10 protein-coding genes, 1 rRNA gene and 1 other annotated feature are annotated in these 12213 nt (G+C 39.7%); of the genes, 5 read left to right on the top strand and 6 right to left on the bottom strand.

Annotated elements, in window-relative coordinates:
- The first annotated feature begins 494 nt into the window (after positions 1 to 494).
- The 4 genes from opp1C to AB685_RS22265 all read left to right on the top strand — a co-directional run bounded on the left by opp1C (position 495) and on the right by AB685_RS22265 (position 4384).
- Entirely contained in the window at positions 495 to 1391 is an 897-nt protein-coding gene (opp1C, locus tag AB685_RS22280; RefSeq protein ID WP_047972769.1) for a nickel/cobalt ABC transporter permease, read from the top strand.
- Between the two features lie 17 nt (positions 1392 to 1408).
- Positions 1409 to 2329, top strand: coding sequence for an ABC transporter permease (locus tag AB685_RS22275; protein WP_047972768.1), 921 nt, complete (start codon positions 1409 to 1411; stop codon positions 2327 to 2329).
- 86 nt (positions 2330 to 2415) lie between these two features.
- Positions 2416 to 3390, top strand: a complete 975-nt coding sequence (locus AB685_RS22270; RefSeq protein ID WP_198530566.1) for an ABC transporter ATP-binding protein — start codon at positions 2416 to 2418, stop codon at positions 3388 to 3390.
- Positions 3371 to 4384 (top strand): dipeptide ABC transporter ATP-binding protein, encoded by a 1014-nt coding sequence (locus AB685_RS22265; RefSeq protein WP_047972766.1) that lies wholly within the window; start codon positions 3371 to 3373, stop codon positions 4382 to 4384. The genes AB685_RS22270 and AB685_RS22265 overlap by 20 nt, the downstream gene beginning before the upstream one ends.
- 41 nt (positions 4385 to 4425) lie before the next feature.
- On the opposite strand, the gene serS is transcribed toward AB685_RS22265, so the two are convergent.
- The 5 genes from serS to guaB all read right to left on the bottom strand — a co-directional run bounded on the left by serS (position 4426) and on the right by guaB (position 10583).
- On the bottom strand, positions 4426 to 5700 hold the full coding sequence (gene serS / locus AB685_RS22260; protein WP_047972765.1) for a serine--tRNA ligase: 1275 nt from the start codon (positions 5698 to 5700) through the stop codon (positions 4426 to 4428).
- 60 nt (positions 5701 to 5760) lie between these two features.
- Positions 5761 to 5975 (bottom strand) — a binding site (T-box leader).
- Between the two features lie 2 nt (positions 5976 to 5977).
- On the bottom strand, positions 5978 to 6574 hold the full coding sequence (gene pdxT, locus AB685_RS22255) for a pyridoxal 5'-phosphate synthase glutaminase subunit PdxT (RefSeq protein WP_047972764.1): 597 nt from the start codon (positions 6572 to 6574) through the stop codon (positions 5978 to 5980).
- Between the two features lie 39 nt (positions 6575 to 6613).
- Positions 6614 to 7498: a pyridoxal 5'-phosphate synthase lyase subunit PdxS gene (gene pdxS, locus AB685_RS22250; protein WP_047972763.1), complete on the bottom strand. Its 885-nt coding sequence runs from the start codon at positions 7496 to 7498 to the stop codon at positions 6614 to 6616.
- Between the two features lie 165 nt (positions 7499 to 7663).
- Positions 7664 to 9001: a D-alanyl-D-alanine carboxypeptidase family protein gene (locus tag AB685_RS22245; protein WP_241773361.1), complete on the bottom strand. Its 1338-nt coding sequence runs from the start codon at positions 8999 to 9001 to the stop codon at positions 7664 to 7666.
- A 124-nt stretch (positions 9002 to 9125) separates the two neighbouring features.
- Complete coding sequence (gene guaB, locus AB685_RS22240; RefSeq protein WP_047972770.1) at positions 9126 to 10583, bottom strand: IMP dehydrogenase; 1458 nt, start codon at positions 10581 to 10583, stop codon at positions 9126 to 9128.
- Between the two features lie 167 nt (positions 10584 to 10750).
- Between guaB and AB685_RS22235 the strand changes: the two genes are divergently transcribed.
- On the top strand, positions 10751 to 11719 hold the full coding sequence (locus AB685_RS22235; RefSeq protein ID WP_241773360.1) for a YaaC family protein: 969 nt from the start codon (positions 10751 to 10753) through the stop codon (positions 11717 to 11719).
- 384 nt (positions 11720 to 12103) lie between these two features.
- Here AB685_RS22235 and rrf read toward each other — a convergent pair.
- A 5S ribosomal RNA gene (gene rrf, locus AB685_RS22230) occupies positions 12104 to 12213 on the bottom strand; the annotation flags it as partial.

Below are 12213 nucleotides of genomic sequence, written 5' to 3'. Positions count from 1 at the left end.
TTTGCAATTACTAAATCGCGGCCTTCAGAACCCTCAACCGCTTCAGTATCTTCACCATCTGCATCTCCAGCTGGCTCGCCTGAATTGTCCGGCTCACTCGCACATGCTGCTAGTACTAGAGCAAGTACCATCGCAAGCAAGAAAGCGGAAAGTGAATTTTTAGACATCTTCACTTTTAAAAACCCCCTTATGTTCCTTTTTGTTTGAACTTTTGAAATTCAATATCACTATAACTTAAATTTCACAATAAAACAATAATTTTTACAAAATTAATAATTCTCAGCTTAATTTACCATTAATTGTAGAAAGTCATTTTGTTAAGCGTTTTCATTTCCGTTAAAATTATTTTAATTTTTAGAATATAAAAATAGTCTACATTATTTTACAAAAGTATTTTTAACATTGTAAAAAATTATGTACGTGATATAATAATGCGGTGCAGTATAGTAATAATTTTGTCAAAATTTAAAGCATTTTGAGAAAGGGTGTCTATTATGAGCGAACAGACGATAAATGATGCTATGACAAAAAGTCCTCCTCCGAACCCGCGAGTCCAGAGTATGAAAAACTTCTATAGAAAGCTTCGTAAGAACAAAGCTGCTATGGTCGGTGGAGTCTTAATTTTATTTTTTGTTATTGTAGCGATTATCGGACCATTTTTTGCACCGTATGACCCATCGGTACAAAATCATGTAAACAAACTAGCAACACCATCTTCTGAACATTGGTTCGGCACAGACCATCATGGTCGTGATATTTTCAGTCGAATTATTCACGGTATGTCAATCACTTTATACATTGGCCTATTCTCCGTTATTATCGGAACCGTTTTCGGTGTATTTCTTGGATTAATTTCAGGATATTATGGAAAGCGCGTTGATGCATTTATCATGCGTTGTATGGATGTATTACTTGCATTCCCAGGTATCTTACTTGCATTAGCAATCGTAAGTGTACTAGGCGGAAGCTTAACAAATGTAATCATAGCTGTCGGAATATTCTCGATTCCAGTATTTGCAAGGATTGTACGTGGTTCTGTACTATCTGTAAGAAAGCTTGAATACATCGATGCTGTTCGTGCTCTAGGTGCGAGTGATGGTCGTATTATTTTTAAACACATTTTACCGAATATTTTATCACCTATTATTGTCCAAGCTACACTGCGCATGGCAACAGCGATCTTAACAGCAAGTGGTCTCTCTTTCTTAGGTATGGGAGCACAACCTCCAACACCTGAATGGGGAGCTATGTTGAGTGCAGGACGAAACTATATGTATGACGCACCTCATGTTGCGTTATTTCCAGGTTTGGCCATTGTTATTGTTGTACTAGCATTTAATATTTTTGGTGACGGATTACGTGATGCACTTGATCCGAAGATGAAAAACTAGAAAAGAGGTGTAGATGATTGTTTACTTATATAGTTAGACGATTAATTCAAACGATCCCTGTTCTTTTTGGTGTTACAATTCTCGTTTTCTCCATGATGCACCTCATTCCTGGTGACCCAGCACAGATTATTGCCGGGGAAAGTGCATCTGAAGCTCAAGTAGAACAAATGCGTGAGCGATTAGGTTTAAATGACCCACTTCCAAAACAGTATTTTAATTATATTGGAAATGCGATTCAAGGTGACTTAGGAAACTCGATTCGCAGTGGTCGTGAAGTAACTCAAGAAATTAGCGGTAGGTTTTGGGTAACCATTGAGCTTGCCATTTATAGTACGATTTTAAGTGTATTTATTGGTTTAATTGCAGGAATTATTTCTGCAACAAGACATTACACATTCTTAGATACAATGATTATGATTGTTGCTCTATTTGGACTTTCAATGCCTAACTTCTGGCTTGGTTTAATGTTAATTCAGTATTTCGCAATTGAATGGCGAATATTCTTACCTTCGGGTTGGGGAACCTGGYAGCAAGCTGTGTTACCAGTTATAACCCTTGGTACAGCAGGTGCTGCAATCGTAGCACGTATGACTCGTTCAAGTATGTTAGAAGTAATTGGACAAGATTATATCCGTACTGCACGTGCTAAAGGGGTAAAAGAGCGCGTTGTTATTTWCCGAYATGCTCTTAAAAATGCACTAATCCCAGTTGTAACCGTTGTTGGTTTACAATTTGGTGTATTACTAGGTGGTACTGTTCTAACTGAGACTGTATTTGCTATTAACGGAATGGGACGCTTAATCATTGATGCCATTCGTGCTCGTGACTTCCCTATCGTTCAAGGTACTGTTCTTGTTATTTCATTATTGTTCGTTCTTGTTAACTTACTCGTAGATATTTCTTATCGCTTCTTAAACAAGCGTATTGACCTTGATTAAGACTCACTTATTAATGAGGGGTGTGAAAAAAATTGACTACTAATGAATCCATTATTCAAGTGCGTGACTTGCGTACATCATTTTTCATGGAGCATTCTGAAGTGAAGGCTGTTGATGGTGTTACATTTGATGTACCAAAAGGAAAAACACTTGGAATTGTTGGGGAATCAGGTTCAGGTAAAAGTATTACCTCGCTTTCGATTCTTCGTTTAATCCAAAACCCAGGTAAAGTGGTCGGTGGAGAAATTCTGTTTAAGGGAGAAGATCTTCTTTCTAAAACAGAAGCGAAAATGCGTAAAATTCGTGGAAATGAAATCTCAATGATTTTCCAAGAACCAATGACTTCTTTAAACCCTGTTTATACAGTAGGGCAACAAATCGGTGAATCATTTCAAATCCATGAGGGCCTTGGGAAGAAAAAAGCAATTGAACGTTCGATTGAGATGCTTAAGTTAGTTGGTATTCCTTCACCAGAAAAACGCGTACACCAATATCCATATGAACTATCTGGCGGAATGCGTCAGCGTGTCATGATTGCTATGGCTCTTGCATGTAATCCTGAACTTCTTATTGCCGATGAGCCTACTACTGCTCTTGATGTAACGATTCAAGCACAAATTCTTGAATTGATGAAAGATCTTCAAGATCGTTTAGGTATGTCCATCATTATGATTACACATGACCTTGGTGTTGTTGCTGAGACATGTGATTACGTAGCCGTTATGTATTGCGGTAAAGTGGTTGAATATGCAAGCATCAAAGAACTATTCAAAAATCCACGTCACCCATATACAGTTGGTCTTCTTAAATCTCTACCCCGTCATGATATCGACGTGGATGGAGAAGAGTTGTCTGTTATTAAAGGATCTGTACCAAGTCCTGCAGATATGCCAAAAGGCTGTAGATTCGCTCCGCGTTGTCCATTTGCTAGTGACATCTGCCGCGAGCGTTTACCTGATCTTGAGGAAGATGAAAATGGAAACCAAATCCGTTGCTGGATCTATTCAGATGAGTGGGATGGGGACCCGGAGGTGAACGTGTATGAAGAAAGAACTTCTTAAAGTTAATGACTTAAAGCAATACTTCCCTATTAAAGGTGGGTTGCTTGGTCGTACTGTTAATAACGTTAAAGCTGTAGATGGTATATCATTTACTATTTATGAAGGTGAAACAGTAAGTATTGTAGGGGAATCAGGCTGTGGTAAGTCGACAACAGGTCGTGCTATTCTTCGTCTTGACGAGCCTACTGATGGTACAGTGGAATTTGACGGCGAGGACCTCCTTGGTCTTAATAAGGCACAGATGCGTAAGAAGCGTAAAGATTTACAGATAATTTTCCAAGATCCTTACGCTTCAATTAACCCACGTCAAACCGTTCGTCAAGTTTTAGAAGAAGCAATGGAAATTCAAAATGTGATCCCCCGTAATAAACGTGCAGATCGCATAAAAGAATTAATGGAAACAGTTGGTCTCGGCGCTCACCAAGCAGATCGCTTTCCTCATGAGTTCAGTGGTGGACAACGTCAACGTATCGGAATTGCGCGTGCACTATCTGTAGACCCTAAGCTTATTATTTGTGATGAAGCCGTATCGGCCCTTGATGTATCGATTCAAGCACAGGTAATTAACTTATTAAAAAGACTACAGCGCGAATTCCAGTTAACATACTTGTTCATCTCACATGATCTTGGGGTTGTTCGTCACATCTCTGATCGCGTAATCGTTATGTACCTTGGACGTATTGTTGAAATCGGTGATAAAAAATCATTATTTGATAATCCTCAGCATCCATATACAAAAGCGTTATTATCAGCGATTCCGGTACCTGATCCTGAGCGTAAGAAGGAACGTATTATCTTAAAAGGTGACGTCCCTTCTCCAATTGACCCTCCTACTGGATGTCGGTTCCACACTCGTTGCCCGTTTGCAACGGATAAGTGTAAAACAGACACTCCTGAGCTACGTTCTGCTGACTACATGAAAGAAGGTCATCAGGCTGCATGTCACTACATGGAAGAGATTGCTTCAGGAGAACRCAAACCAAATTACGTATAAAAACAACCCCTTATAGCAGTTGCTATAAGGGGTTTTGTCTATTAACCAATTTTCTCAATGTTACCCATATAAGGACGAAGCACTTTAGGAATCTCAATTGATCCGTCAGCTTGTTGGTAATTCTCTAGGATGGCTGCCACTGTACGGCCGACTGCAAGGCCTGATCCGTTTAAAGTATGAACAAATTCTGCCTTGGCTTTTGTGTCACGACGGAACTTGATATTCGCACGACGTGCTTGGAAATCTTCAAAGTTACTGCAAGAAGAAATTTCACGATAAGAATTATAGCTTGGAATCCATACTTCTATATCGTATTTTTTCGCTGCAGTGAACCCTAAGTCTGCTGTACACATACTCATTACACGATAAGGCAGTTCAAGTAATTGAAGCACCTTCTCTGCATGTCCCGTTAAATTCTCAAGCTCAGCGTATGAGTCTTCTGGCTTTACAAAGCGCACAAGTTCTACTTTATTGAATTGGTGTTGACGGATCAACCCACGCGTATCACGYCCTGCTGAACCTGCCTCTGAGCGGAAACAAGCGCTAAAAGCTGTATAAGCAATCGGTAGTTGTTCTCCTTGTAAAATCTCATCACGATGCATGTTTGTAACAGGTACCTCTGCGGTTGGAATTAAGAAATAATCTTCCTCACGAATCTTAAATGCATCTTCTTCAAACTTCGGAAGTTGCCCTGTCCCTGTCATGCTTGTACGGTTCACCATATAAGGTGGTAGCACTTCTTCATAGCCATGCTCATCTTGATGGAGGTCCATCATAAAGTTCATTAATGCACGCTCAAGACGGGCTCCTAGACCTTTATAAAAGACAAAACGACTACCTGTGACCTTTGAAGCACGTTCAAAATCAAGAATTCCTAGATCTGTTGCTAGATCCCAATGTGGTTTTGGTTCAAATTCAAATGAGCGTACCTCTCCCCAATTACGACCTTCTAAATTATCATCTTCTGTTTCACCGATTGGCGTTGACTCATGTGGCACATTGGGAATCGTAAGAAGTAAGTCATCAAGCTCCGTTTCAATTGTACGTAGCTCTTCATCTAGTTGCTTCACTCGCTCAGATACTTCTCTCGTTTCTTTAATAAGGTGATCTGCATCCTTTTTCTCGCGTTTAAGCTGAGCTACCTCTTGTGAAACTTGGTTACGTCTGCTTTTTAATTCTTCCACCTCTACAATAATCGCACGACGCTTCTCATCTAAATCACCAAAACGATCAAGACCCGAGATATCCTCGCCGCGTGTCGCTAACTTTTCCTTAATTTCAGCAAAATCATTTCTAAGTCGTTTTACGTCTAACATGTATATTCCTCCTTCATTAATCCAAACAAAAAAGCGCCCTCATCCATTCTCCACTCAAGAAGAAGGGACGAGAGCACCCGCGATACCACCCTTGTTGCCTATATGAAACATATAGACCACTCTAGATACATAACGGGTATCTAACCGGAACGATTTAAGCTCACGCCTCACCATTCACTCAAGGGTGGATTCTATAAAAGGCTACACTGACTCGCACCTACCGTCAGCTCTCTGAAGTGACCATCTTATATACTATTCCCTATCAACGCATTGTCTGTTATACAGATTTTACACCTTCTTGCTTAGCTTGTGCAACCATCTTCACAAAATACTGATGAAAACGATGGTCATCAGTTAATTCCGGATGGAAAGAACAAGCTAGAAAGCGACCTTCTCTTGCTGCAACAATCTCATCATTGAACTTTGAAATGATCTCTACATTCTCGCCTACTTCTTTAATAAGCGGAGCACGAATGAAGACAGCTCTCACATCATCCCCAACATCAGTCACCATCAGATCGGCTTCAAAGCTCTCACGTTGACGTCCAAAAGCATTACGCTCTACCGTCATATTCATTAGAGAAAGGTGACCTTCATTTTGGCCAACAATGTCTTTTGCCATTAAAATAAGACCTGCACATGTACCAAAAACGGGCTTTCCTGATGCTGCAAAGGCTTTAAGCGGCTCAAGGAATTCGTATTTATCAATAAGTCGTCTCATTGTTGTGCTTTCACCACCAGGTAAAACAAGACCGTCTAACTCACTTAGTTGTTCAATCTTCTTAACGACGATCACTTCTACATCCGGTGCTTGTAGACAAGTAACATGTTCACGTACAGCGCCTTGTAAGGCCAATACTCCTACTTTAACCATCACGTTGTTTCCTTTCTATATCAAAAACTTAGTGCTCTCTTACCAACCACGCTCTTGCATACGCTCAGATGGTTGTAGAGTTGAAATTTCAATCCCTTTCATTGCTGTACCAAGACCTTTTGATAATTGAGCAATTAGAGCATAATCTTCGTAGTGTGTTGTTGCTTCAACAATCGCACGAGCAAATTTCTCAGGATTTTCAGACTTGAAAATACCTGACCCCACGAATACTCCATCTGCACCAAGTTGCATCATTAATGCTGCATCTGCTGGAGTTGCAATTCCACCTGCAGCAAAGTTTACAACAGGTAGCTTACCTGTTTCTTTAATTTCAAGAAGAAGGTCATAAGATGCACCTAGGTTCTTTGCTTCAGTCATTAATTCATCTACAGACATGCCAGCTACTTTTTTCACTTGAGCTTGCATCATACGCATGTGACGAACTGCTTCTACAATGTTCYCTGTACCAGGCTCACCTTTCGTACGAAGCATAGAAGCACCTTCACCAATACGACGTGCAGCCTCACCTAAGTCACGTGCCCCACAAACGAAAGGAACAGTAAAATCACGCTTGTACAAGTGGTACACTTCATCCGCAGGAGTTAATACTTCACTTTCATCAATATAGTCAACACCCATTGATTCAAGAATGCGTGCCTCTACAATATGACCAATACGTGCTTTAGCCATTACTGGAATTGAAACTGCGTTAAGAACCTCTTCTACAATTGTTGGATCTGCCATACGTGCTACTCCGCCAGCTGCACGAATATCAGCTGGTACACGCTCAAGTGCCATAACTGCAACTGCACCTGCTTCTTCAGCAATTTTTGCTTGCTCTGCATTGATAACGTCCATAATGACGCCACCTTTTTGCATTTCTGCCATTCCACGCTTTACACGATCAGTACCTGTTTGACTCATATGTATTTCCTCCTAGAACATTCATGTTAGTTAGTCTTCTTAATCTCTAATAGTATACCGCAAAAAGATAAGATTCGCATAATTTTCTGTTATTATTTTTAAAAACAACGGGCCACTTTCTATAAAGTAGCCCCGTTTTTTCTTATAGATGGCTAGCTTTTCATTTTATGAAAACCATCCACTTACTGTATTGACAGCTGCATTCCAAATCCCAGAGRAGAATCCACCAATTCCACGCATCATCTTCGTGAACCATCCAGCTTCTTCAACAGCGGTATCAGTTACCATTGTTACTCCGTCTTGTTGATCAGCATATAAGAACTGCTCATCTTCACCTTCAGATGTAAGGGTAAGAGATCCTACTGCTTCCCCTGCTTCAAAAGGAGCAACTAATTCGCCAGCTTCATTTAGTTTATCTTGATCAAGTACTAATGTTGCACTATATTGATCATCTTGTCCATTTCTTACCACAGCTGATAATGCTTCAGAGCTAGAAATTGACACTTCACGCTCTTTTCCTCCAACAACTGGCACCGTTTCTTCACCTTCGACAACATATCCTTCATCATATAGGTCAACAGTGCTAAAGTTGTTAAATCCATAATCCATTAACTTTCTCGTTTCATTAAAACGATCATCACGTGTATCTGTACGCATAACAACTGAGATTAATCGTAACCCATCACGTTCTGCTGTACCTGTGAAAGCATTACCTGCAGCTGATGTATAACCTGTTTTTAATCCATCGATACCATCATAATCATGTTGTGGACGGATCGATGAAAGCATCCAGTTCCAATTTTCCATCGGGATGACTTCATCAGGACCGGCTTGGAAATCTTTCATTGGAATGCTAGCTGTATCAAGTACTTCTGGATAATCACGAAGAAGTGCATATGCAAGCTTCGCTGTTGCTCTAGCCGACATMATATTCTCAGCTTCAACACCAGTGCCATCTGGATGATTACCTTGTAGGTCACGGTTGTTTAACCCGGTAGAGTTTACAAATTCGTAATCCTCTAACCCAAGCTCCGCACCTTTTTCATTCATTTGATTTACAAATTCAGTCTCTGAACCTGCGATAAGTTCCGCTAGTGCAATGGTTGATGCATTAGCCGAATAAATAGCGACAGATTCATACAATTCTCTAACTGAATAAGTTACTAAATCTTGGCGAAGTGGAACATTTGATAATGCCGTTTGATGAGATAATGTTCTTACCCAATCACTAATTGGCACTTGTTGATCCCAACTAATACGTCCTTCATCAATCGCTTCAAGGATTAAATACTCACTCATCATCTTAGTCATACTAGCCGTTGGTAAAATAGCATCTATATTCTTTTGATATAAAACCTTACCTGACTCTGCATCCACTAAAATAGCTGATTCTGCTTCTAAATCGAGWGCTGCCTCAACTGTATTTGGTTGTACAATTAGACTAGCAGTTAATAGAATTGCCATAAAAGCCGCAACCCATTGTTTGTTACCTAAAAATTTCACAATCGCACCTCCACAAATTTCTCACATAGACGTTATTTTATCATAAGAAACCATAAAAAAATAGATAGGGAAGGCCCTATCTATCATAGTCTTTATACCTTTTTTATTTATTAAATCGAGCAGCTTACATCGAGTAGTTTGGTGCTTCTTTCGTAATTTGAACGTCATGAGGATGACTCTCGCGCAATCCTGCTCCAGTAATACGAATAAACTGCCCGTCACTACGTAGTGCATCCAATGTAGGAGTTCCACAATAGCCCATACCTGCACGCAAACCACCCAGTAATTGATGGATCGTATCATTTAAAGGTCCTTTATAAGGAATGCGCCCTTCAATTCCTTCAGGCACTAGCTTCTGTGCATTTTCTTGGAAGTAACGATCTTTACTTCCCTTCTCCATTGCACCTAGTGAACCCATACCGCGATACACTTTAAATTGACGTCCTTGATAAATCTCACGTTCTCCAGGACTCTCACTTACACCAGCTAATAAGCTTCCAAGCATAACAGCATGTCCACCTGCAGCTAATGCCTTCACAATATCACCAGAATACTTAATTCCACCATCTGCAATTATTGGTACTCCATGTTTTCTAGCTTCAGTTGCACAATCATATACAGCCGTAATTTGCGGCACACCAATCCCTGCAACAATACGTGTAGTACAAATAGAACCTGGACCAATACCTACTTTTACTACATCTGCACCAGCTTCAATTAAGTCACGTGTAGCTTCTGCTGTTGCTACATTACCAGCGATAATTGTAAGGTCTGGATATTGATCCCGTACAGCACGTACTTTATCTAATACGCCTTTAGAGTGACCGTGTGCTGTGTCAATAACAATAGCATCAACTCCAGCTTCAACTAATGCAGCAATGCGAGTATCAGCATCAGCAGATACACCAATAGCTGCACCAACTACTAATCTACCTTGTGAATCTTTTGCGGAGTTAGGGAATTCTATCACTTTCTCAATATCCTTAATGGTGATAAGACCTTTTAAGACACCCTCGTCATCTACAAGTGGTAGCTTCTCAATTTTGTATTTTTGTAAAATGGATTCAGCTTCTTGTAATGTAGTGCCTACAGAAGCAGTGACTAAATCTTCTTTGGTCATCACTTCATCAATTAGGATTGAATAATCTTCAATGAAACGCAAGTCTCGGTTTGTTAAAATCCCTACAAGCTTTTGTTCTTCATCAACAATCGGAACTCCAGAGATACGATATTTACCCATTAAATGCTCTGCATCAAATACTTGACGATCAGGCGTTAAAAAGAATGGATTTGTAATAACTCCACTTTCTGAACGCTTAACACGATCTACTTGTTCAGCCTGCTCTTCAATCGACATGTTTTTATGAACAATCCCAAGGCCACCTTCACGTGCCATAGCAATAGCCATTTCAGCCTCTGTTACTGTGTCCATTCCTGCACTTATTAAAGGAATATTCAGTTGCAGATTTTCAGATAACTTCGTTTTCACTGAAACATCACGCGGTAGTATTTCTGAACGAGCTGGAACTAACAACACATCATCAAACGTTAAACCCTCTTTTTGAAATTTATTCTCCCACATCAGCACACTCATCCTCCCCAAAAGCTTCTTAAATAAATGAACAATCGTTTTGTTCATTCCACAAATCATTGTTGAAAATATTATTAGTAGCTTATCAACTGGGCAAACTACTGTCAAGAAACCATATAAAGTGCGACTTTTCCAAATAAACAGAAAAAGGTGTAGTGATGAAAATGACTTATCCCACAAAAAAACTGGTACCTTTTTATTCAGCTGCCTATACCAGGTCCTACCTTACTAAATCATATGAGAGAATAAATATTGATCAAGCAAAAACAAAAAGCTTCCACACATGCTACTCATTTATTTATCATTTAAAACACGGAAATCTCTATATTGATCAAGCAAAAAAAGCTCCAATGGATTTAAAGCCAATGTTACTTTTTTATGGTTTAGTTCAATTTCTTAAAGCAATCATTTTAACTAAGGATCCTACGTATCCAGAAAATTCGCAAGTGCTTGCTCATGGCGTTACAACTAGAAAACGAAAAAAATCAGGTTTTATCTTTTTAGATGATGAAGTAAAAATTCAAAAGAATGGTTTATTTACACATGCACTCGGTAAAATGTTCCACATGAAACATTTGGCTAATGATAAATTTAAAATGCGACACCTACTTCAACAGTTACCTGAAATGGAATCATTATTTATACAATTTAACCAACAATCTTTCCTATTTAAAGGAACGTTTCACAATCACTCCATTCAATATGATTCATCCATTTTAGATTCATATCATATGACAGTGAATCGCTTTGAGCAATATATTAAGTATAAAGAGCAGCCCTGGAGTAAAAAAGGAGTAACTATCACGGAAGGGAAACAGTTGATAACCATTCCTTACTCTAAAAAGCCTTCCCCCTCATCTGGCTTTCCTTTTACCTTTGACGATCAAGGACATCCCTATCTCTTCCGCTCTAGAGAAGGATACCTTGGTATGCCTGAGCTTCTGGTTCATTATTTACTGTTATACAATCTAAGTATGATATGTCGATATGAAACAGAGTGGTGGGGAGAGTTGATTCATACTTTTGATGGGAATGACCTTCCTTTCATTACACAGTATATTGACTTTACTACTTCTAGAATTGGCGCTCTAGTAGTAGATACTCTGCTACCCGATCGTACAAAGTAATTACCAATTTTATAGTCTATAAGTATAAATAAAGCATCCCATATTGATGGAATGCTTTCTCTCTATTTTATGTATCAAAAAAAGCATTCCATAAATAGAATGCTTTATCGCCTGGCAACGTCCTGGCTCATTCTTTCTCTTCTACGGGGATGGTTCTACATGCCGCTTTGCTCCAGCTTTGCTCCAGAGCTCTTCACGAAGGCTCACGAAGAGAAAGAACTCGTCTCACAGGGGGAAAGGCACGAGGTTTCTCATAGAAGCTTTTTCACGGCGAATCCTACGAAGTAATCAAAGAAGTTGCTGTTCCTTCGGACCAGTAAGCTCTTTAGCGCCTTCTCTACTTTATGTATCAAAAAAAGCATTCCATAAATGGAATGCTTTATCGCCTGGCAACGTCCTACTCTCACAGGGGGAAGCCCCCAACTACCATCGGCGCAAAAGAGCTTAACGACCGTGTTCGGCATGGGAACGGGTGTGACCTCTTTGCTATCGTC

Source organism: Bacillus sp. LL01 (genome assembly GCF_001037965.1).
This window is presented reverse-complemented; position numbering and strand designations above follow the sequence as displayed.

Bases quoted from the DNA above. Each gene is read 5' to 3' on its own strand.
- opp1C (WP_047972769.1), top strand. From the start codon at position 495: ATGAGCGAACAGACGATAAATGATGCTATGACAAAAAGTCCTCCTCCG.
- AB685_RS22270 (WP_198530566.1), top strand. From the start codon at position 2,416: ATGGAGCATTCTGAAGTGAAGGCTGTTGATGGTGTTACATTTGATGTA.
- pdxT (WP_047972764.1), bottom strand. From the start codon at position 6,574: ATGGTTAAAGTAGGAGTATTGGCCTTACAAGGCGCTGTACGTGAACAT.
- guaB (WP_047972770.1), bottom strand. From the start codon at position 10,583: ATGTGGGAGAATAAATTTCAAAAAGAGGGTTTAACGTTTGATGATGTG.
- AB685_RS22235 (WP_241773360.1), top strand. From the start codon at position 10,751: ATGAAAATGACTTATCCCACAAAAAAACTGGTACCTTTTTATTCAGCT.